This window comes from Vibrio sp. THAF190c (assembly GCF_009363355.1).
GTDB classification, from domain to species: domain Bacteria; phylum Pseudomonadota; class Gammaproteobacteria; order Enterobacterales; family Vibrionaceae; genus Vibrio; species Vibrio fortis_A.
This window is the reverse complement of sequence record NZ_CP045339.1, coordinates 65043-85554: the sequence shown is the minus strand read 5'-3', so window position 1 is coordinate 85554 and position 20512 is coordinate 65043. Positions and strand designations below refer to the sequence as shown.

22 protein-coding genes are annotated in these 20512 nt (G+C 44.1%); 11 read left to right on the top strand and 11 right to left on the bottom strand.

Features of this window, described 5'->3' with window-relative positions:
- Positions 1–17: 17 nt before the first annotated feature.
- Positions 18–2042 (bottom strand): PhoX family phosphatase, encoded by a 2025-nt coding sequence (locus FIV04_RS15450; protein WP_152469622.1) that lies wholly within the window; start codon positions 2040–2042, stop codon positions 18–20.
- Between the two features lie 237 nt (positions 2043–2279).
- Here FIV04_RS15450 and FIV04_RS15445 point away from each other — a divergent pair, with 237 nt between their 5' ends.
- From FIV04_RS15445 to FIV04_RS15420, 5 genes are all read left to right on the top strand, one after another.
- Positions 2280–2618, top strand: coding sequence for a YggL family protein (locus FIV04_RS15445; RefSeq protein WP_032552676.1), 339 nt, complete (start codon positions 2280–2282; stop codon positions 2616–2618).
- A 585-nt stretch (positions 2619–3203) separates the two neighbouring features.
- Positions 3204–3836 (top strand): spondin domain-containing protein, encoded by a 633-nt coding sequence (locus FIV04_RS15435; protein ID WP_253895565.1) that lies wholly within the window; start codon positions 3204–3206, stop codon positions 3834–3836.
- A gap of 9 nt (positions 3837–3845) precedes the next feature.
- Positions 3846–4529 carry a spondin domain-containing protein gene (locus FIV04_RS15430; protein WP_150869683.1) on the top strand — a complete coding sequence of 228 codons (684 nt, stop codon included), beginning with the start codon at positions 3846–3848 and terminating at the stop codon, positions 4527–4529.
- A 79-nt stretch (positions 4530–4608) separates the two neighbouring features.
- The gene (locus FIV04_RS15425; protein WP_152469620.1) at positions 4609–5340 is read left to right on the top strand and encodes a response regulator transcription factor; all 732 of its coding nucleotides are present in this window, start codon (positions 4609–4611) and stop codon (positions 5338–5340) included.
- A 43-nt stretch (positions 5341–5383) separates the two neighbouring features.
- Positions 5384–6772 carry a HAMP domain-containing sensor histidine kinase gene (locus FIV04_RS15420; RefSeq protein WP_152469619.1) on the top strand — a complete coding sequence of 463 codons (1389 nt, stop codon included), beginning with the start codon at positions 5384–5386 and terminating at the stop codon, positions 6770–6772.
- Positions 6773–6803: 31 nt separating this feature from the next.
- Here the strand turns inward: FIV04_RS15420 and FIV04_RS15415 are convergent, their stop codons facing one another.
- The gene (locus FIV04_RS15415; RefSeq protein ID WP_152469618.1) at positions 6804–7259 is read right to left on the bottom strand and encodes an exoribonuclease R; all 456 of its coding nucleotides are present in this window, start codon (positions 7257–7259) and stop codon (positions 6804–6806) included.
- Positions 7260–7340: 81 nt separating this feature from the next.
- Complete coding sequence (locus FIV04_RS15410) at positions 7341–8291, bottom strand: DMT family transporter (RefSeq protein ID WP_152469617.1); 951 nt, start codon at positions 8289–8291, stop codon at positions 7341–7343.
- Between the two features lie 152 nt (positions 8292–8443).
- On the opposite strand from FIV04_RS15410, the gene FIV04_RS15405 reads away from it, so the two are divergent.
- Positions 8444–8902 carry an Lrp/AsnC family transcriptional regulator gene (locus FIV04_RS15405; RefSeq protein WP_152469616.1) on the top strand — a complete coding sequence of 153 codons (459 nt, stop codon included), beginning with the start codon at positions 8444–8446 and terminating at the stop codon, positions 8900–8902.
- Positions 8903–9009: 107 nt separating this feature from the next.
- Here FIV04_RS15405 and FIV04_RS15400 read toward each other — a convergent pair whose 3' ends face one another.
- Positions 9010–9252 carry a hypothetical protein gene (locus tag FIV04_RS15400; RefSeq protein WP_084181908.1) on the bottom strand — a complete coding sequence of 81 codons (243 nt, stop codon included), beginning with the start codon at positions 9250–9252 and terminating at the stop codon, positions 9010–9012.
- Positions 9253–9470: 218 nt separating this feature from the next.
- Complete coding sequence (locus FIV04_RS15395) at positions 9471–10001, bottom strand: hypothetical protein (RefSeq protein ID WP_152469615.1); 531 nt, start codon at positions 9999–10001, stop codon at positions 9471–9473.
- Positions 10002–10129: 128 nt separating this feature from the next.
- Between FIV04_RS15395 and FIV04_RS15390 the strand changes: the two genes are divergently transcribed.
- The 5 genes from FIV04_RS15390 to phaC all read left to right on the top strand — a co-directional run bounded on the left by FIV04_RS15390 (position 10130) and on the right by phaC (position 15644).
- Positions 10130–10804 (top strand): hypothetical protein, encoded by a 675-nt coding sequence (locus tag FIV04_RS15390; RefSeq protein WP_152469614.1) that lies wholly within the window; start codon positions 10130–10132, stop codon positions 10802–10804.
- A gap of 549 nt (positions 10805–11353) precedes the next feature.
- The gene (locus tag FIV04_RS15385; RefSeq protein ID WP_152469613.1) at positions 11354–12094 is read left to right on the top strand and encodes an SDR family oxidoreductase; all 741 of its coding nucleotides are present in this window, start codon (positions 11354–11356) and stop codon (positions 12092–12094) included.
- A 20-nt stretch (positions 12095–12114) separates the two neighbouring features.
- Complete coding sequence (locus FIV04_RS15380; protein ID WP_152469612.1) at positions 12115–13326, top strand: acetyl-CoA C-acetyltransferase; 1212 nt, start codon at positions 12115–12117, stop codon at positions 13324–13326.
- Positions 13327–13429: 103 nt separating this feature from the next.
- Positions 13430–13774, top strand: coding sequence for a phasin family protein (locus tag FIV04_RS15375; protein ID WP_032552664.1), 345 nt, complete (start codon positions 13430–13432; stop codon positions 13772–13774).
- 88 nt (positions 13775–13862) lie between these two features.
- Positions 13863–15644 carry a class I poly(R)-hydroxyalkanoic acid synthase gene (gene phaC / locus FIV04_RS15370; protein WP_152469611.1) on the top strand — a complete coding sequence of 594 codons (1782 nt, stop codon included), beginning with the start codon at positions 13863–13865 and terminating at the stop codon, positions 15642–15644.
- Positions 15645–15747: 103 nt separating this feature from the next.
- Here phaC and FIV04_RS15365 read toward each other — a convergent pair whose 3' ends face one another.
- From FIV04_RS15365 to napF, 6 genes are all read right to left on the bottom strand, one after another.
- Positions 15748–15885, bottom strand: a complete 138-nt coding sequence (locus FIV04_RS15365) for a TIGR02808 family protein (RefSeq protein ID WP_084181907.1) — start codon at positions 15883–15885, stop codon at positions 15748–15750.
- A gap of 11 nt (positions 15886–15896) precedes the next feature.
- Entirely contained in the window at positions 15897–16475 is a 579-nt protein-coding gene (locus tag FIV04_RS15360) for a NapC/NirT family cytochrome c (RefSeq protein WP_150869674.1), read from the bottom strand.
- 25 nt (positions 16476–16500) lie between these two features.
- A complete protein-coding gene (locus FIV04_RS15355; protein WP_032552661.1) occupies positions 16501–16956 on the bottom strand; it encodes a nitrate reductase cytochrome c-type subunit in 456 nt (151 codons plus the stop codon).
- Positions 16957–17031: 75 nt separating this feature from the next.
- Entirely contained in the window at positions 17032–19521 is a 2490-nt protein-coding gene (gene napA, locus FIV04_RS15350) for a periplasmic nitrate reductase subunit alpha (protein ID WP_032552660.1), read from the bottom strand.
- Positions 19518–19823, bottom strand: coding sequence for a chaperone NapD (locus tag FIV04_RS15345; RefSeq protein ID WP_152469610.1), 306 nt, complete (start codon positions 19821–19823; stop codon positions 19518–19520). Before FIV04_RS15345 ends, napA begins: the two co-directional genes overlap by 4 nt.
- 22 nt (positions 19824–19845) lie before the next feature.
- Positions 19846–20325, bottom strand: coding sequence for a ferredoxin-type protein NapF (gene napF, locus FIV04_RS15340; protein WP_152469609.1), 480 nt, complete (start codon positions 20323–20325; stop codon positions 19846–19848).
- Positions 20326–20512: the final 187 nt, after the last annotated feature.

Genomic DNA, 20512 nt, shown 5'->3' with positions numbered 1-20512 from the left:
TCGCCTTTATCATGTATCTAAACCGCGATTTCACCACCATCTTCACGACGGATAACCACAGTTGCAGCTCTTGGGCGAACCTTGCCTTTTGTCTCAGCGGTTGCATCATCGGACATTGGCCAGTTTGCCGGGTGCTGAATGTTCACAAACAGTGACTTGTAATCAGGGCTAATGGTAAAGCCTGTTACTTCACAGCCATTTGGACCAACAAAGAAACGCTTCAACTGGTTTTGGTTTTCCGCACTGATAACAGCATGGTCACCATTGTCATCTGTTAGCTGAGACGGAACGACAGCCAACATTTGATCGTTGGTGTACTGAGTCACTTCATCGGCACCGTTATCCGTTTGAATCCAAAGAATGCCACGGCCATCAAAAGCTAAGCCATCTGGGCTAGCGAATTGGTTGATATCGTTGAGACCAGAGCGGTTGATCTTTGGATCCGAAACAGCTGGTGAACCGAACACAAAAATGTCCCATTGGAACGCATCAGCTGTTTTGCCTTCATCCCAACGGATCACATGGCCAAACTTGTTGTTAATGCGTGGGTTTGCTGAGTTCGCTTCTTTACGCTTAGTGTTGTTGGTTAGCGTTAGGTAAGCCGTGCCAGTCATTGGGTCAACTGCACACCATTCAGGGCGATCCATCGGAGTTGCACCAACAAGGTCAGCAGCGCCAGCAGTATTTACAATCAGCTCAGCTTGAGAGTTGAATGTGTCAGACAGTTTGCCACCTTTTGCAGCCATGCTGTCTAGTGTTAGTGGAAGCCAAGAGCCAGTGCCATCTTCATTGAATCGAGCCACATAGAGTGTGCCTTTGTCCATGTATTTGTCGCCAGCAACTAGCCGGTTTTCTGGCTTCGCATCTTTTGGATCCCACTTCGCGTCAGAAACGAACTTGTAAAGATATTCGAAGCGAGAATCATGACCAGAGTAGAATACAACTGGCTGACCTTCGGTCATTTTGCCAAACGTACAGCCTTCGTGACGGAAACAACCTAGTGCAGTACGCTTCTTCGCACGTGAATTAGCAGTATATGGGTCGATTTCAACAATGTAGCCGTGCCCATGTGCCTCATTACGATAGTCATCTTTTGCTGACTTGCCATTAGGAGTTACATCAAAGCGTGCGAACTCGTCTAGTCGCTCTTCAGCACTGCCAGCTAGTGTATCCCAGCCGTAACGTGTTTTATCTGTTGCAATACCGATACGCTCTTGCGCTGTGGTCGACTTGCCTTTGTTAACAAAGTAGCCTGGCCAGTTTTCCTCACATGTTAGATATGTGCCCCAAGGAGTGTAGCCATTACCACAGTTATTTAGTGTTCCTCGAGCTTGGCTGCCGTCAGGGGAGTATTTGGTCTTTACCAACTCTGTGTGAGCAACAGGACCAGAAAGATCCATTGTTGTCGCACCTGTGTAGCGGCGGTTTAGTGGATCGTTGTCGACCATAACCCACTGATTGCCATCTAGCTTAACGCGAACGACACTCACACCATGTGCGTTGATCTCTTTACGCACTTCATCAATGCTGGTGCGAGCGCCATCTTGGTATGTTGGGCCATTAGGGTGCAGTGCTTTCTGGTCGATGTATTCGTGGTTGATAACCAGTAGGCCATCATTGTTGTTGCCGTCTAGCGGGAAGAAGTGCATGCCATCGTGGTGCATGCCGAGTGCGTTTGCTTGGTCGTCGCCAGTGTTTTTACCATCTTCACGCCATGCATTACCTTGCGCGTTTAATGGTGTTCCCCATGGTACAAGCACCTGTGCAACGTAACCTTTAGGTACAACGACACTGTCGGTCAGAGACCCTTTTATAGATTCAAAAGCAAGCTGTGCGCTGCTCTTTGCTGATGATGCGTGAGATGCCGCTGCAGCCGGTGCACTATGACCTGCTAAGCCGAAAGCACCAAATGCCGTCATTGCACTGATACCTAAACCACCTTTAAGAATGCTGCGACGAGATAGGTTCGCTTCTAGCACTTCTTCAAAGGGTTTGTTATCACTATTATTAAAGCGACGGCTATCGAATGTTTCCTTGCTCATGAACTTACTTCCTATTGAGGTTGAGATGGTTATTAGAGTAATAGTTTCAATACGAGGCTAATCCTGATGGAAGTAAGTGACATATTTTTATAAATTATATTAAGGTTTTGTTGCTGTAGCACGATTCTTACGCTTTTGGGCTCAATGCCTTATAAATCTCTTTGGAATTGATGGGCAACTGTGTATAAATGCTTATATCCCCATGAGAAATGGGCGACACAATTAAGAGAGAACGCTATGAAATTAGATAAAATCGAAAACAAGAACCGTCGTCTACGTAAAAAGCTATACCTAGGTGAATTCGCCATTTTGGGTTTTGAAGTGAGCTGCACAACATCGATTACTGATTTTGACCAGTACGATGTATTCATCGATGAGTTCATTGATTTTATCGATGGTATCGGTTTGTGCTTTGGTGGCGGTGGCCTTGAGCTGTTTGAAGGTTTTGTGTGCGCAACGGAGCGCTACCGTTCAGTAACAGAAGCAGAGCAGTTGCAAGTAGCACAATGGCTTGAAGCTCGTGCAGAGGTGAGCAAAGTTGAAGTGAGCGAACTAGTAGATGCGAACTACCTATAACCTCATACTGCTTTAAACATTCAGTAGAATGTCAAGGGCGTGTTGACCTTTCGTGGTTGAATTTTGTTCGAGATAAAAGCGTTATAATCGCGGCGAGGGAGAAGTAGCCTAGTCATTCTAAGCAAATCTCCCTCAACAAAGAGTAAAACGCTTTTAGCCGAACCCTTCGGGCAGCGTTTGCTGGTCATTTCTACTGCGTTATCGGCTTCTCATGTAGGCTAGCTACACATCAAAGCCTCTGCCTTGTATAAATACCCAGCAACTCGCTGCAAAAACCAGCTCGAAAGATCAACACGCCCTCAGCAAATCAGAACAATCAAGGCCCAGTGTTCACCCACTGGGCCTTTTTTTGGATTTTTGTTCAGACGTTAAATCCTTAGTGAGAGAAAACCAAGAAACTTGTGAGACTTTTATGAGAATTGAATGAAGTCGCTGATAGATCTCATTGCCATCCTATTTATCAACACCTTGGTCGACGACCATTTTTGATAAAGGCATAACTCGCTCAATGAGTGAAACTAGGATGGAATCATTATGAACAAGCAAAAAGTTTTCGGACTCACATTTTCTGCGCTGGCATTGTCTATGTCGGTTTCAACACTTAACGCGGCTGAGTTGGATATCTCTATTACCAATGCGACGAAAGGTATCTACTTCACACCGATTCTAGTCGCTGCTCATGACTCAAGTTTATTCATGTTTAGAACTGGTGAAACGGCCAGTGCTGAATTGGAAGCTATGGCTGAAGGTGGCGATATTTCAGGCCTGTCGAGTGTTATTACCAACGCTGGTGGTGTTGTATCGGAAAACCCAGCTAGCGGTATCCTAAACCCGGGAGTAACAACGTCACTAACTATTGATACTGGTGATCTGAAGTATCTATCTTTAAGTGCAATGCTCCTACCAACCAACGATGGCTTTGTTGGTTTAGATAGTTGGAAAATTCCAGAGCAAGCTGGTACTTACAAAGTTTCACTCAATGGCTATGATGCTGGTACAGAAGCGAATGATGAACTTGCCGGAAGCATGCCAAACCCTCCATTCATTACATTCGGTAGTGGCGGTACGGGTGTAGAGACTGCGGTGTCAAACAATAAAGTCCATATTCATCCAGGTAACATTGGTGATGACAACGCGACTGGTGGGATAAGTGATCTCGATAACAGCAGCCATCGTTGGTTAAACCCGGTTGCGACGATCACAATTGAAGTGAAATAGGGGGCAGTTATGAAATTACGTATTTTAGCCATTGCTGCTTCTGTGGGGGTGCTCGCAGGTTGTCCAAGCGATGACAATGATCACTATTATCGCTACAACGTGACAGTAACGAATTTGACGCCAAGTCAACCAATGTCGCCGCTAGCTGTATTAAGCCACAATGGTAACTTTGAGCTGTTTGCTATTGGGTCAAGCGCGTCAACTGAACTCGAATATTTAGCGGAAGGCGGAAGTAACTCTCAGCTAATTGATCTGATGAACAGTGATAGTAATGTTTACCAAGGTGTGTCAGGTAATGGCTTGATTCTACCGGGGGAGGGTGACACCGTCACATTGACCCTTAACTATAAACAAGCTAAGTATCTCTCATTAGCCTCTATGCTAGTGAATACCAATGACGCGTTTATCGGTGAATCTGGTATCAATATCAAAACCTTGTCTGTCGGTGAGACCTTTACCATGAATATGGATGTGTGGGATTCAGGTACTGAGGCAAACAGCGAAACCGCAGCGACAATTCCTGGACCAGCAGGTGGCGGTGAAGGGTTTAATGCTGCTCGCGATGATACAGATGCAGTTTCATTTCACTCTGGTGTGATAAGCCAAGATGATGGTTTAACAGCATCGACGTTGAGCGCATCGCATCGTTTCTTGAACCCCGGTGCTCGTCTGTCTATTACTCGAATAGAGTAGATATTAGCCAATTGAATGAAATAATTCTTTCCATGTTCCGGTCGAATAGAAATGGACGCTACTGGAACATGGTTGAATTATGGAATCGACAGCAAACAAAATGACAGCGCAGATACTACTAGTTGAAGATGATAACGATCTCGCCGAATTAGTGACCATGCACTTGCGCTTTCAGGGGCAAGAAGTGTGCAGAGTCGCCAGTATTGGAGAGGCGATGTCCGCCTATCACGAAAACGATTTTGATCTAGTCGTGCTTGATCGCGGTCTACCCGATGGAGATGGCGTGGAGTTTTGTCGCTCTGTGAGAAAAGAGAAAGATTGGACGCCAATGCTGATGCTGACCGCTCGTGATAGTGAGATGGACAAAGTCTCAGGGTTAGAAGCCGGATTAGATGACTATATTACTAAGCCGTTTAGTGTCCTAGAGTTTCAAGCTCGAGTACGCAATGTGCTCCGAAGAATCAGTCACGAAGACCTTCCAGCTCAACCAACCTCTCAGCAAGAACATACGATGTCTTTTGGCCCACTGGTTATTGATACTGAGCTTCACCAAGTCGTGTTAGATGGAAGAGAGGTCTCTTTGACGGCTATGGAGTTCTCCTTGTTGTCATTTTTAGCAACCAAGCCTGGACGCGTGTATAGCAAAGATCAGCTTCTAGACCATGTTTGGAACACTCACCATGCCGGATACCATCACACTGTGTGTAGCACCGTAAATCGTCTGCGCAGTAAGTTGGTTACTCAAGACGGAGAACAAAACTATATCCAGACGGTGTGGGGTGTTGGATATAAGTTTCATGCTAAGCATTGATTCATTTAAGCGAAAATTGGATAGGGCAGATGGAGGTTGAGTTATGAGCTTCAAGTCTCGATTGATGGCATTCACTAGTATTTGGTTTTTGCTGGCGAGTGTGGCAATTGGTTTTACATATCATTGGCAAAAACAGACGATCGAGCAGAGAACCAAGCAGAGCTTGCACAAGGACTTGGCGCGCCATATGCGTGATGACAATCCTCTTATGGTCGGGACTGACTATAACCCTGTCGCGCTTAAGAGCATTTTCCATACCTTAATGTTGATTGGCCCAGACTTTGAGATCTACTTTCTCGATGCTCAAGGCAAGATCACCACTCATGCGGCTCCTGAAGGCACAGAGATGATGGAGTATGTTGATTTAGAACCCATCCAACGTTTTCTCGCCAACGAAGCATATCCAATCTTAGGGGAAGACCCTCGTACGCCGACAGACCCTAAAGTGTTCTCCGTTGCAGCTATTCAAGAGTTAGGCTCAACGGTGGGCTATCTATATGTGTTGATTGGTAGTAATCGCCACGCTGTGATTGCTGATGCCCAAGTCGATTCCTCGTACATTGCACTCGCAGCTTTGGTATTGATATCGATTTTAGGTTTTTCGGTCGGCGCTTACATGCTGGTAAAACGAAGCTTGCTTAACCCGATTGAGGAAGTGACAGACAAATTGCAGCAGCAAGCTGAGCATGACTTTAGGTTAGAGCCTGATTTCACCAAGCAGGTGCCTGAATTAGTGCCTGTGGCGAGGTCTTACGAATTGATGGCCAAACATATACAGCAGCAGTTTCTGCACCTTGAATATCAATCCTCACAACGTCGCCAAACATTGATCCAATTAAGTCATGATCTAAAAACACCACTGTCTAGCGTGTTAGGTTACTTAGAAACGTGGCAGCTACAGAATCCACAATCTGATCCACTGATTGATGTTGCGTATCGAAATAGCAACAAATTGTTCGAGCAACTTAACTCGCTGCTAGACACGGCGAAACAAGAGAAAGAGCTGCCGACCTATGAATACCGGACGATTGATTTCAATCGTTTACTGACACTGTGTGAGGAAACATTTAAGAATCAGCTCGATGCCAAACATATTAAGCTCAATGTGAGAATCGATAGTGCTGTATCGATCGTCGGGGAACAGAAATTGATCGAGCGATTGATGTTTAATTTGATGGAGAATGCAATTCGTCACGCTCCACACGATGGTGAGTTAAGCATTGTTGTCGAGCAAGGTACGCAAGATAAGCGAACAAGAGTAACCATTCAAAATGAGGTCGACAGCCTCGCTGCTAAAGGCTCGCTAGGTATAGGGACGCGCATTGTACAATCGATTTTAATGCTTCATCACAGTGTTCTAGAAACAACAAAGGCAGATAATACCTTTAAACAAAGTTTTTATCTGCCTTCTGCAAACGTCCTTGGGTCTTAGAGAGGGGAGCCAGGCTCACTCCAACAAGGTGTTATTGTTCGCCGTTCTGCTCGTTCACTTTTGCGTAGAAGTGAAGAAGTTCGGTGAGCTCTTTCACCCAACCGAATGCATCTTTCGGTGCATTTTTCAAAATAGATTCTACTTTTTCACAGTGAACCTCAATCGCGATCGCTTCTTCCAAATTGAATGAGATCGAATAGAAGTGCCAAAGCAGAAGACGAGTCATACGATCAATATTCTGCTGAGCGTTCTCTGATTCAGAAAATGCCAAATTGACTTCACCTAACGCGATCGCCGTCATTCGCAGCATCGCGTCAAATTTAGCTGACTGCATGCGCTCTTCGCTGGTCACCTCTTCTTGCTCAAAAGTAAACAGTTCATTCATCGCATCTTCTGGAACCAGACGATGGATCATTCTTAGACTGAACTCTTCAAGCTCATGACGTGGCATGGTGAGCAGGCAGTTAAGTGTGTAATCGCGTTGCATGACAATCTCTCTTTAGAAAAAGGTGCGCCAGTGTAAATGAGAAACAGCACGATAAAAAGTGAATTATCACTGTATCTTCTTTTATGCGTGGCGCTTTGGTGGCTCGTAATCGAGTGACGCATCCTTTTTAAGAAAGATGTTACTTGCGAGTAGGCTGCCACTGCAGATGAATGCTAGCGAGACCCAACTGCTTACACTTGGTACTTCGTGGAAGATTGGTATAGCCAATAGAGTGGCGATAACAGGCGTTGAACTACCAAAAGCGGCAGAGCGTTCAGCGCCAAGTGTCTGTACCGCATATAAGTAAGTAGCTGCCGCAATAATCCCAGCTCCCACCCCCTGAATCGCACTGTGCGTAAGTAATTCGTTGACTGGCCATTGGGGCATCGATTGTTGATATAGGTAGCTAGGAAGCACTCCTGCGACGATTAAAGCTATTAATAGGATACTCGACATCAAACTGACCAAGCCCGCAACGACAAGGGCATTCAGATTCGCAACTCGCGCTGAAATTGTAAATATCGCCCACATCAAACTGGCAAACAGAAATAGCAATTGGCCCAATGTCTCAGAGCCAATTAATGAGTCACTGGTGTGTTTTTCATGCATAGATAAGCCAGTGAACAAAAAGATAACAATGCCAGTGATCACAAGCGCGAAGCCGATAATACGATGATGGCTGAGTGGTTGCTTAAAAAAGAACACGGCGATCATGGTAACGAACAGTGGCAACGTCCCTGGTACGAGCGCACTGCCTTGAGCAACAGGCACATACTGCATCGCTGAACTCGTAACCAGTAAGTAGGGCAGTCCGCAACCGATGAACATACCTATTAAGTAGATTTTTGGTACTGATGCAATCGCGTGGCGAGCTTTGTATACCAGAGGAAAAAGAACGAGTGACGGGATGAGAAATCGAGTCAATGCGATATCTGAGGGAGCTAATACCGAGTTGGCTCCTCCCTTTAAAGATAAAAAGAAACTAGCCCAAATCATTAAAGTGACGGCAATTGAGGTGTACCCGAGCAACATTGTATTTTCCTATCCTTGGTTGATAGACATATTATGAAGCACGTGGAAAGGTGAAAATTGGCAATATTTACTTTGAATTAATGATTACTTAACTGATATCGTTAATTATTAGTAATTATTTGACGATTTACACCAATATGGGGGTTAATGCGATGGATCGTGTCGATAAACACTTGTTAGAACTATTGCAGCGAGATGGTCGCTTAACCATTGCAGAGCTAGCGGATCTCGTCGGGTTGTCTCCGTCTCCTTGTGCCAGAAGAATCAAGCGCCTAGAGCAGAATGGCATTATTGATAGCTATCGAGTGAGCCTGTCCCGAAGTCATGTTGGCATTGCAATGAGTGTGTTTGTGGAGGTGAGCCTAAGCAATCACCAAGAGAAATCGATCAATGAATTTGAACATGCCATTGTTGAGATGGAAGAGGTGATCAGTTGCCATGTTGTGTCTGGAGCGTATGACTATTTATTGGAAGTGGTTAGTGAAAACCTAAACGCGTACGAGTCGTTCACTAGGAAACTACAGCGTTTAGAAAACGTAAAAGATATCCATACGCACTTAGCAATTAGGCAGGTTAAAGGCAATACACCGTTACCTATTTATAAGGGGTAAGTTTGAAACCAGTTAGCGAAAGGTGTGAGCTGGTGGAAAAGGTGTGGGGCCAGAAACGAAAAACGGAGCACATAAATGTACTCCGAATCCAAAATCAGTCGCTAATTTTAGTGATATTTGAAATTGGAAATTGAACAATCTCCAGTTTTCGTGTCAATTCTGAATGAGAAAGCATGTGAATGGTAATCAACGCCGTCATTCCAAATTGTCTCGCCAAATATCTTGCATAGCTCTAGCTCACTTACTGAACCGAACTCTTCCATGTGTTTTACTACTGATAAAAGCTTAGCTCTTATCTCCGCAGTCCATTCCGTGTTACTCAAGCAGTTTAAAGCCATCGATTTTTGCATATTACCTAGCCAATATATTACTTGTTATTAAGTTATATGAATGGCCATCATAGCAATTTTTGAGAGTTTGTAAATGTTTTTTGTGATGAGTGTCGCAGATAAATTTCGGTTTCGATGTTGTTTTAACCGATGTTGTTGAAATGGATAGAACTAACGTTACAAGTTGTTGATAGTGTAAAACTTTATAGATTTGATTAAATATTCATCAGGAGATGATTTTAATATGGAGCGGCTTGTTTACGTGTGTTGTTTAGTGTCTCAGCTTCAGAATGGTACTTCTCGGCCAGTTTTCGGGTCTTATCAACTAGGTTTTCAAAATCAAGCGTAAGCGATTTGGAGCTATTGAAATGCAACTGTGCGTTGTGTGATTGCTTTGGTCGATTTTGTTTTTTGCAGGAATCATACATCGACTGCCAAGACTCAGTTAATTCTCTTGCTGATACTAGCTCCATCTTTGATAAATGTGCCTGTTTTAATAAAAGACTTGAAGCTTGATATGCACTGGCCATGTGGCGTTTGAGCCTTTGTGTAAAGTTAGGGTCGTCTTTAGCCCACAACTCCACTAACTGATGTGTTGTATACCGTTTTGAAAATAGTAACTGTGAGTCATACGTGGAAAGAATCTGATTAAACTCAGCTGAGTATTGGTTGTAGTGGTGCTCCGTGCGCATTTGAAGATTGAGTAGACCATTCCAGTTTTTCTTGGTGCACTTTGAAAACGCGGGGTCGTTGATGAATATAGCAATCACTGCAATCCCATACGCGAATCTCCTCATACCCACCTCGAAATGGCTAACATATTGAATAGAGTATAGATGAGCATCAGAAAGAGTTGTTGTACACTGAGTTTATCTATGGAGAGTGAGTAACATTTGTCATGAAAAAAGTAATCATAGCGTTGGTGATATTGTGTCTTCTTGGTGGAGGAGGAGCCGCCTATTACTTTTTAGTAATGAAAAAAGACGATGTGACTCCCGCAGAAGAGGAAAAGGCTCCTGTTGAACAGATGTCAGAGGAACCGAAAGAAGAGCTCAAACCAATACTGGACTTATCTGCTTTGCCCGAACAAACCGACTATTACGTTTCTGAACGAAAGATCGCGGTTTACGATGAGCCGAATGTCGATGCTTTGATAAAGGATTATCTCTACAAGGGAGACCACATCGAAGTCCTTGAAAAGTCGAATGGCTGGGGGCGCATTACCGACTACATCGTTTTGAGAGAAGGCGCACCAGAAATGGCAGAGTGGATTGAAATGTCTAAGTTAAGCGAAGACGAGGTCATTATATCTGCCGATGAACATGTAGAGATCCTAGATTCATATTTGGTCAAGTCTGACGATTTAAAAACCTACCGTAAACCTTTTAGACTCGCCGTTGACAGTTTGATCGAGAATGGCACCTGTGAACCAGGCGATTTTGAAGAGCTTGGTGGTTGGGTCAAGTCAGTTAAGTACTCGAATCGTAATGTCTACTTCATTTATTGTGGCGGTTTAAAACTGGAAAACAAGATTTACTTAGATGTGGATACCGGTGAAATATTTTCACTTTAAAATATTAATTTAAATGAAATATATTTGAAATCAATATAGTCAATTAGACGTTAGTTTAGTAGTTAATAACAAAAAGCTCATCAGTTGTGATGAGCTTTTTTATTTATGTACATTTAGTTATTACCTTGTTTAATAACTTTCCTGTAGGTTGCTTTTGGGAAATTAATCAATGCGGTTAAAGTTGGATAACCAGTAATTATTACAGTGAATATGATAAAAATCAGACTTTGCACTTATTTTGTAATGCGTGAAAAAATAATAACAATATCCACTGATTCAAATACTTACATCTGATGCTGATAAAATTACCAACAATAAACTTGCTTGAAATCAACACTTTGCATCAATTTACAATCTGATAACATTTCATTGGGGTTGGGATCTAGGTCAAATTTTGGTCATTAAATATGAAATTGGTTTAGTTTGTAATAAAAGTTTTTAGTTCGAGCATGTAGGGTTTAATTAAAGCGGTAGTCATGGAATTAATAAGACGCGCTAAGCATTTTTCTTAATAGTATTGTTATTTGCTTGTATCGGATGGAGTTATCAATGAAAAAACTTGCTTTAATTACAGGTTCGAAAGGTGGGATAGGTTCAGCAATTTCTTCTAAGTTAGTCGAACAAGGCTATCGTGTTATTGCGACTTACTTTACTGGTAATCACCAGTGTGCAATAGATTGGTTTAATGAAAAACAGTTCACTTCAGAGCAAGTCAGATTGTTCGAGCTTGATGTGACCAACACGGAAGAATGTGCTCAGCGTTTAAGCAAGTTATTGAAAGAAGAAGGCACGATTGATGTGTTGGTAAACAATGCGGGTATTACACGAGACAGTGTCTTCAAGAAAATGGATGCAGCAGCGTGGAGAGACGTTATCGATACGAACTTGAACAGCTTGTTCAACGTTACCCAACCTCTTTTCGCTCCAATGTGTGAGAAGGGAAACTGTCGAGTCATTAATATTTCGTCAGTGAACGGACTTAAAGGTCAATTTGGTCAAGCAAATTATTCGGCTGCAAAGGCTGGCATGATTGGCTTCTCTAAAGCTCTAGCGGCAGAGGGAGCGCGTAGTGGCGTAACCGTGAATGTTATCGCACCAGGATATACCGCCACGCCTATGGTCGAGCAGATGAGATCAGAAGTACTTGAGTCCATTAAGGGGCAAATCCCAATGAAACGTTTGGCAACGCCAACTGAAATCGCAGATGCGGTTGGCTTCCTTGCAGGTGAATCGGGTGCGTACATTACAGGCGAAACATTGTCTGTAAATGGCGGCTTGTACATGAACTAAGGACTCGTAAGGAATAAACCATGGAAAAAATATTCATTGTTGCTGCGAAACGAACGCCTATTGGTTCTTTCACCGGCGCTTTAAAAGATACATCTGCTGGTGAGCTGGCTGGCGTGGCGATAAAAGGTGCTTTGGAAGCTGCGCAACTAGACCCTTCCAATGTTGATGAGGTCATCGTGGGTAACGTGATCTCTGCAGGACAAGGAATGGGCGTTGCTCGACAAGCTTCTTTGTTTGCAGGAGTTCCGCAAGAAGTCCCTGCTTACGGTGTAAACATGATTTGTGGTAGCGGAATGAAGTCGGTGATGGACGCTGCTGCTCACATTAAAGCGCAAGATGCAGACGTTGTTGTTGCGGCAGGGGTAGAAGTAATGTCGCAAATACCTTTCATTGTGCCTTCATCAGTACGCAATGGGCACAAGATGGGCAACATCTCGATGACCGATCTCTTAATTGGTGATGGATTAACGGATGCGTTCAATCAGTACCACATGGGTGTCACGGCAGAGAACATCGCAAAAGAACTGAACATTTCTCGTTTAGCGCAAGACAACTACGCATTAGAGAGTCAGCAAAAAGCGGTTGCGGCGATTGAGGCTGGGAAGTTTGTTAACCAAATCGTTCCGGTAGAGGTGAAACAGCGTCGTCAAACCGTCGTTTTCGATACCGATGAATACCCTAAGTCAGATGCGACCTTCGAAGGTTTACAGAAGTTAAGACCTGCATTCGATCGTGAAGGCAGCGTGACTGCCGGAAACGCTTCAGGCATTAACGATGGCGCAAGCGCAGTCATTGTCGCTTCAGAAAGCGCTGTGAAAAGACTAGGGCTTACGCCACTTGTGGAGCTCGAAAGCTATGCACAGTCGGGGTTGGACCCGAAAGTAATGGGATTAGGGCCAGTAGAGGCAGTAACTAAAGCCTTGGCGAAAGCTGACGCTCAACTGAAAGACATTGAGTTGTTTGAGCTTAATGAAGCGTTTGCTGCTCAAGCTCTGGGAGTTATGTATCAGTTAGCTGAAGAGCATGACCTACCGCTAGAGGCATTTAAGCATAAGGTGAACGTCAATGGTGGTGCGATTGCATTAGGTCATCCACTTGGCGCTTCGGGCAATCGCATTATTGTCTCTTTAGTTCATGAAATGCTATCAACTGACGCCAAGTCTGGCGTGGCTTCGCTATGTGTCGGTGGTGGTATGGGTACGGCTGTTTTGTTGAAAAACGTCAACGAGTAACTTCAGCAGTGGCGGGTGGAAATGGATTCGCCACTGTTGGTCAACCTCTAGAAACGAACAATACGAATTGTAATTCAATCTTTGAAATCTTTAGGAGTTATGTATGTACACGGATATTTTTAAATCAATGACAGACCAAACAGAAAAGCAATTTGAACCTTACTTCAAGTTCAACAAGTTGATTGCTAAGAATGTAGAAGTTATGACTGAACTGCAAATGAACGCGATGAAGACTTATACAGATATGGGTCTAGCGCAAATGAAAGCAGTAACAGACATCAAAGACGTAAACGGTCTTGCTGCATTCAATAGCCAACAACTTGCTGTACTTAGCCAACTGTCACAGCAAATGATGAGCGACAGCAACAAGTTCCAAGCTGCGGCGAAAGAGTTTAAAGAAGATGTGGAATCGTTGACGACGGAAAACCTAAACACAACATCTGCCTAAATTAAGTCGCCACTGGGTCATACGTGTAGTCTTTGGGATTATCTCTGTATGAAGTCAGTGGCGATTTTCCGATCATTGGAGTTAGATTATGTTCCAACACTTCTTTTCGGACTACCTTGTAAAACTTCAGCAGACAAACCAGCAATGGTGGGAGAACTTTGAACAAAGCAAGGAAGCCGCACAATCACCCCTCAATAAAGCGATGCAAGAGATCAACTTTGAAGATGCATCCAAGATCTTTGAGCAAGCCATTAACCAACCTGCAGATATGTTGAAGCTACAAACACAATGGTGGGAGCAGCAACTGCAAATCTGGCAAAATACCGTCTTAATGGGTAGTACCAATAGCATCGTATCTGAAGAGCGCGACGATAAGCGCTTTATCGATGACGCATGGAAGAATGACCCTTTCTATAACTTCATTAAGCAGTCCTATTTGCTGTTCAGTAAAAGCTATCTAGAGACAATTGAATCGATGGAAGGCATTGATGAGAAGACAAGAGAGCGTGTTGCTTTCTTCTCGCGTCAGGCGATCAATGCACTCTCGCCAACAAACTTCATTGCGACGAACCCTGAGTTAATGAAGATCACCTTAGAGCGTAACGGTGAAAATCTTGTCGATGGCTTAGAACAATTGCGTGCGGATATTGAGTCCAGCGCCGATATTCTCAAAATTCGTATGACTAACAACAATGCCTTTAGGTTAGGGCAAGATGTTGCGAATACGGAAGGGGACGTGGTGTTCAAAAATGAACTGTTTGAGTTGATTCAATATCATCCGAAAACAGAGCAAGTGAATGCGACGCCAATGTTGATTGTTCCGCCGTTTATCAACAAATACTACATTCTTGATCTTCGAGAAAAGAACTCAATGGTTCGCTGGTTGCTAGAGCAAGGACATAGTGTGTTTATGATGTCTTGGCGCAACCCTAGCGAAGCACAAAAAGACGTTGAGTTTGGTGACTATGTGACTGAAGGCGTTGTCAAAGCTGTCGCTGCCATTGAAGACATTACAGGTAGAGAGCAACTCAACGCGGCGGGCTACTGCATTGGTGGTACTGTGTTGGCTTCAACGGTCGCCTACTATGCGGCTAAGCGTATGAAGAAACGAATTAAGACAGCAACCTTCTTCACAACATTGCTTGATTTCTCTCAGCCGGGCGAGGTGGGTGCCTACATCAACGACACCATTATCAGTGCCATTGAGAAGCAGAACGATATGAAAGGCTTCATGGACGGTCGTTCATTGAGCGTTACGTTCAGCCTGCTCAGAGAGAACAGCCTCTACTGGAATTACTACATCGACAACTATTTGAAGGGTAGTAGCCCAATGGAGTTCGATTTGCTCTACTGGAATAGTGACAGCACCAATGTTGCTGCTAAGTGTCATAACTTTCTGTTGAGAGAACTCTATTTAGAGAACAAACTCGTTCAGGAAAAGGGCGTGAAAATCGGTGGGGTTTGGATTGACCTTAATAAGATTAAAATCCCGAGCTACTTTATCTCGACCAAAGATGATCATATTGCGTTATGGCAGGGCACTTATCGAGGTGCACTCAACACTGGTGGCAACAAAACCTTCGTACTTGGTGAATCTGGTCATATTGCGGGAATCGTCAATCACCCAAGCAAGAATAAGTATGGCTACTGGCTGAATGACAATCTCGATGATTCTGCTCAAGAGTGGCTAGCGAATGCGAAACACAACGAAGGGTCTTGGTGGGTTCACTGGAATAAGTGGCTAGGTGGATTTGAAAGTGATGAGCCAAGAGCGCCGTTTAACCGAGGGTCTGAGTTAAACCCTGTGATTGGAACTGCGCCGGGTGACTATGTGAAACAAGTATTGCCAATCGTGGATACTGAAAACTAACTCGCTTTTCATTGTCTGTTTCTGACACACGTAAATAATAAAAAAGCCACTGTAGTCAGTGGCTTTTTAGTATCAACTAAATAGGCAAAAAAGTTGATGTTAATTAGTCGACTTCTTTATCTTTACCGAATGAAAGAATCCAGATAGAGATAGCAGCAACTACTGCGAAGCCTGAAAGAATGATGAATGGCATCGCGCTGTAACCAAGGATATGCCAAATTACTGATTCTAAAGTACTCATTGCTTATCCTCTTATTGCCAGCCTTCAACACCGTGCATGTCAGGCAGTTTGTGTGCGATACCTTTGTGGCAATCTACACATGTTTTTTCGCCTGAAGCCAGTGCTGTTGAGTGCTGTTTAGCACTTCGTGAACTCTGCTCTGAGAAGTCCATGAACTCAAATTGGTGACAGTTACGACACTCGAGAGAGTCGTTCTTCTTCAAACGAGCCCACTCACGCTCTGCTAAGTGATGACGACGCTCTTTGAATTTCTCAGGCGTGTCGATTGTCTTAGCAATGAAGTGTGCGTATAGCTCTTTTGATGCTTGAACTTTACGAACGATCTTATCAGTCCATTCATGTGGTACGTGACAGTCTGAACAGATTGCACGAACACCTGACCGGTTTGAGTAGTGAATCGTCTCTTGGATCTCTTCAACGATAGGAGCGTGACAGCCAGAACAGAATTCTTCTGTGTTGGTTGCTTCCATCCCCGTGTTAAATGCACCCCAGAAAAGTAGACCACCTGCAAAGCCCATGAACAGTAGTACACCTGCTGCCGCTTTACTTGGCGTCGATAGCCTTTTCCAAAACGTTTTTAATAGTTTCATAAATTCGCCTCTTCTCAGGTACGGATTAGCGAAGAGATTCTACGCGCTGGTATTCATTCTCAATCAATGGTTTTGCATTTGCTTGAGGTACGTGGCACTGAAGACAGAAGTAACGACGAGGTGATACGTCTGCAAGTACAGCATCTTCACGGTTCATGTAGTGAGTAACACTGATCTTAGTTGCACCCATCTCTTTCGCGTTTTTCCAGCTGTGGCATGACAGACATTTGTTCGCGTTAAGAGACACTTCGTAGCTACGAGTTGAGTGTGGGATCAACGGTGGCTGGTAAACGAAGTCGCTTTCCAGTACTTGTTCACGAGGGAACTTTTTAAAATCATCTGCAGGACGAGTTGATTCTAGTTCGCTAGCACCACGTAGTGATTCTACACCACCGATACCACCTGGGTTTTCAAGCTCAGCTTGAGCAACACCAGCGATCATTGCACCAACAGATAACAGTGTGATGAGTAATTTTTTCATTATTTATTCTCCGCCGAATGGCTAAATTCTTATAGCGGGCTGCACAAAGGCTGCAGCCCTGACATTCTTAACTAATTAAGCGACTTTTGTGATTTTAACTGGACACTTCTTGAAGTCTGTTTGCTTCGATAGTGGGTCAGTTGCATCTAGAATCAGCTTGTTGATTAGAATGCGCGCATCAAAGAATGGTACGAATACCAAGCCTTGTGGTGGACGGTTACGGCCGCGAGTTTCAACACGAACTCGTACTTCACCGCGCTTGTTAGAAATAAGAACTTCTTCACCACGACGAACGCCACGAGCTTTCGCATCAGCAGGGTGCATGTAACACACTGCATCTGGAACTGCTTTGTAAAGCTCAGGAACACGACGAGTCATAGTACCTGTGTGCCAGTGCTCAAGAACACGGCCAGTACATAGCCACATGTCGAACTCAGAATCTGGTGCTTCTGGTGGCGCTTCGTACGGTGCAGAGATGATCAATGCTTTACCGTCTGGCTTACCGTAGAAGTCCCAACCTGAGCCTTCTTTCGCATATGGATCTGAACCTTCTTTGTAACGCCAAAGTGTCTCTTTGCCGTCAACAACAGGCCAACGTAGACCACGTACAGTGTGGTAAACATCGTATGGTGCTAAATCGTGTCCGTGGTCACGACCAAACGCTGCGTACTCTTCGAAAAGACCTTTCTGGATGTAGAAACCAGCCGCTTTTGCATCATCGTTCAGCTCTTGAGCTTCAGATAGAGGGTATTTGTTCACTTTGCCGTTTTGGAAAAGCATGTCGTACATTGACTTGCCACGCCATTGCGGAGCTAGAGCCAGTTGCTCTTCAGTCCAGATCTCTTCCATCTTGAAGCGCTTAGTGAACTCCATGATTTGCCATAGATCCGACTTCGCGCCTTCAACTGCAGGAACTTGTTGGTACCAAGCTTGTGTACGACGCTCTGCGTTACCGTAAGCACCTTCTTTTTCGATCCACATTGCTGTAGGAAGAATCAGGTCGGCTGCTTGAGCTGTTGCTGTTGGGTATGGGTCAGAACATACAATGAAGTTCTCTGGGTTACGGTAGCCCGGTAGACGTTCGTTGTTGATGTTTGGACCAGCTTGCATGTTGTTATTACACATTACCCAGTAAGCGTTTAGCTTGCCGTCGTTAAGCATACGGTCTTGAAGAACCGCGTGGTAACCTGGTTTTGGTGGGATAACGCCAGTAGGGATGTCCCAAATTTTCTCTGCGTACTCACGGTGCTTAGGATTCATTACCACCATGTCTGCTGGTAGACGGTGTGCAAATGTACCTACTTCACGAGCAGTACCACATGCAGATGGTTGACCTGTTAGTGAGAATGGGCTGTTACCAGGAGTTGCGATCTTACCAACCAATAGGTGGATGTTGTACACAAGGCTGTTCATCCATACGCCACGAGTATGTTGGTTCATACCCATAGTCCATAGAGACATTACTTTCGTGTTTGGATCTGCGTATTGCTTCGCTAGTTCGATTAGCTTCTCTGGTTCAACACCTGAAATTTCAGAAGCTTTTTCTACTGTGTATGGCGCAACAGACTTCTTGTACTCTTCGAAAGAGATAGATGTCATTTTGCCAGAGTTTGGATTCGCAGCAGCTTGCTGTAGTGGATCTTCATCACGTAGACCGTAACCGATATCAGTATCCGCTTGCTTGAAGTTCGTGTGCTTGTTCACAAAGTCCCAGTTAACTGCATCGTTTTCGATGATGTAGTTAGCGATGAAGTTTGCAATCGCAAGGTCAGATTGTGGGTTAAAGATATAACCTTGGTCTGCTAGCTCAAAAGAACGGTGGTAGTAAGTAGACAGTACGTTTACTTTAACATGTGGGTGGCTTAAGCGACGGTCAGTAATACGAGTCCATAGGATAGGGTGCATCTCTGCCATGTTCGAACCCCACAGAACGAAAGAGTCTGCGTGCTCGAAGTCATCGTAACAACCCATAGGCTCATCGATACCGAAAGTACGCATGAAGCCAACTACAGCAGAAGCCATACAGTGACGAGCGTTTGGATCGATGTTGTTAGAACGGAAACCTGCTTTCATCATTTTTGCAGCAGCGTAACCTTCCATTACTGTCCATTGGCCAGAGCCGAACATACCAACAGATGTTGGACCTTTCTTAGCCAGTGCTTCTTTCCACTTTTCAGCCATTACGTCGAAAGCTTGATCCCAAGATACTGGTGCAAAATCACCATCTTTGTGGAATTTGCCATCTTTCATACGAAGTAGCGGCGTATCTAGACGATCCTTACCGTACATGATTTTTGAAAGGAAGTAGCCTTTGATACAGTTAAGGCCTTTGTTTACTGGTGCTTCTGGGTCGCCTTGAGTCGCTACCACTTTACCATTTTGAGTACCTACCAGTACTGAACAACCCGTACCACAAAAACGACAAGGCGCTTTATCCCACGTGATTTTTGTTTCATCTGAGCTGGCGATCAGGTTAGCTGCTGTTGCTGGTAGAGTTACACCTGCAACGGCTGCTGCTGATGCAGCCGCGTTTGCTTTCACAAACGCACGTCTTGTCATTTTCATACTTCACCCTCGATTTGAGAATTATTGCTTCCAGTGTCTAATTTTGATTCGTCTAGATCTGTTTCAACTTGGTGGTAAACCAAAGCGGTTCCTAGAACGTTCTGTATATTATTAATTGCTTCTATCGTGTCGGTTACAAAACCTTGGTTTTCTGTTTCCAGCACGACGATGATCTTGCCTTCAGGGCTATCACCATAAATCTCAGCATTGTCGAATTTTTCGATTTCAGCTTTGATTTCGGAGAGGTGCTCTGGGCTCACATGCACGACTAAACTTGAAATATGTACTTCGTTTAGCGACATAAACTGCTCTCGTTATTTTTATTTATGCATTACTCACAAGGATAGCTGAAGTCGGGCAAACTGCTACGCAAGCACCACATCCGCTACACTCATCTAAATCGATTTTTGGTAGGGCCACACCACCGGCTCTGAGTTGAAACTGTATCGCCATTGGCTCACACATATCACCGCAGCTGCGGCACTCAACATTGTTTTGGGCTAAGCATTTGTCTGAGATAGATGCTTTAGCTTGCCAAGGTGTTTCTTGTTCACTTTTAAAAATAGGTTCAGGACAAACATCGGCACATTGGTAACAAAAGGTGCATTCATCAATTGAGAAATCGACAGTAGGGAATCCTCCGTCGCCCAACACAATGATGCTCGTTTCACATTTATCGATGCACTTTCCACAGCGAGTACAGTCATCAGTAAAATTGTTTAGCTCTTTAATCCAAGGTAACCGGATTAGGCTTAAATCCACTTTTTTACGAGAAAACAGACGCCGTTTTGATAAATCTAGCACATGCTCACCTTAAATGTTGCTAAGATGTTGTAATTGTAGACTGTTTGTTCATTAACATCTTGTAATTTATCCTCACATACAGTGTAGTTTTAGAAACATTTGCATAAATACCCCCTAAGGGCTAATTGGGGTTGTATATTGTCTTAGATCAATAAATTACGCGGCGATCGGTCACATATTGGTTGGA

Excerpts from the sequence above, each read along its gene's own strand:
- FIV04_RS15450 (WP_152469622.1), bottom strand. The coding sequence starts at position 2,042 with ATGAGCAAGGAAACATTCGATAGCCGTCGCTTTAATAATAGTGATAAC.
- FIV04_RS15445 (WP_032552676.1), top strand. The coding sequence starts at position 2,280 with ATGAAATTAGATAAAATCGAAAACAAGAACCGTCGTCTACGTAAAAAG.
- FIV04_RS15435 (WP_253895565.1), top strand. The coding sequence starts at position 3,204 with ATGTCGGTTTCAACACTTAACGCGGCTGAGTTGGATATCTCTATTACC.
- FIV04_RS15430 (WP_150869683.1), top strand. The coding sequence starts at position 3,846 with ATGAAATTACGTATTTTAGCCATTGCTGCTTCTGTGGGGGTGCTCGCA.
- FIV04_RS15425 (WP_152469620.1), top strand. The coding sequence starts at position 4,609 with ATGGAATCGACAGCAAACAAAATGACAGCGCAGATACTACTAGTTGAA.
- FIV04_RS15420 (WP_152469619.1), top strand. The coding sequence starts at position 5,384 with ATGAGCTTCAAGTCTCGATTGATGGCATTCACTAGTATTTGGTTTTTG.
- FIV04_RS15415 (WP_152469618.1), bottom strand. The coding sequence starts at position 7,259 with ATGCAACGCGATTACACACTTAACTGCCTGCTCACCATGCCACGTCAT.
- FIV04_RS15410 (WP_152469617.1), bottom strand. The coding sequence starts at position 8,291 with ATGTTGCTCGGGTACACCTCAATTGCCGTCACTTTAATGATTTGGGCT.
- FIV04_RS15405 (WP_152469616.1), top strand. The coding sequence starts at position 8,444 with ATGGATCGTGTCGATAAACACTTGTTAGAACTATTGCAGCGAGATGGT.
- FIV04_RS15400 (WP_084181908.1), bottom strand. The coding sequence starts at position 9,252 with ATGCAAAAATCGATGGCTTTAAACTGCTTGAGTAACACGGAATGGACT.
- FIV04_RS15390 (WP_152469614.1), top strand. The coding sequence starts at position 10,130 with ATGAAAAAAGTAATCATAGCGTTGGTGATATTGTGTCTTCTTGGTGGA.
- FIV04_RS15385 (WP_152469613.1), top strand. The coding sequence starts at position 11,354 with ATGAAAAAACTTGCTTTAATTACAGGTTCGAAAGGTGGGATAGGTTCA.
- FIV04_RS15380 (WP_152469612.1), top strand. The coding sequence starts at position 12,115 with ATGGAAAAAATATTCATTGTTGCTGCGAAACGAACGCCTATTGGTTCT.
- FIV04_RS15375 (WP_032552664.1), top strand. The coding sequence starts at position 13,430 with ATGTACACGGATATTTTTAAATCAATGACAGACCAAACAGAAAAGCAA.
- phaC (WP_152469611.1), top strand. The coding sequence starts at position 13,863 with ATGTTCCAACACTTCTTTTCGGACTACCTTGTAAAACTTCAGCAGACA.
- FIV04_RS15365 (WP_084181907.1), bottom strand. The coding sequence starts at position 15,885 with ATGAGTACTTTAGAATCAGTAATTTGGCATATCCTTGGTTACAGCGCG.
- FIV04_RS15360 (WP_150869674.1), bottom strand. The coding sequence starts at position 16,475 with ATGAAACTATTAAAAACGTTTTGGAAAAGGCTATCGACGCCAAGTAAA.
- FIV04_RS15355 (WP_032552661.1), bottom strand. The coding sequence starts at position 16,956 with ATGAAAAAATTACTCATCACACTGTTATCTGTTGGTGCAATGATCGCT.
- napA (WP_032552660.1), bottom strand. The coding sequence starts at position 19,521 with ATGAAAATGACAAGACGTGCGTTTGTGAAAGCAAACGCGGCTGCATCA.
- FIV04_RS15345 (WP_152469610.1), bottom strand. The coding sequence starts at position 19,823 with ATGTCGCTAAACGAAGTACATATTTCAAGTTTAGTCGTGCATGTGAGC.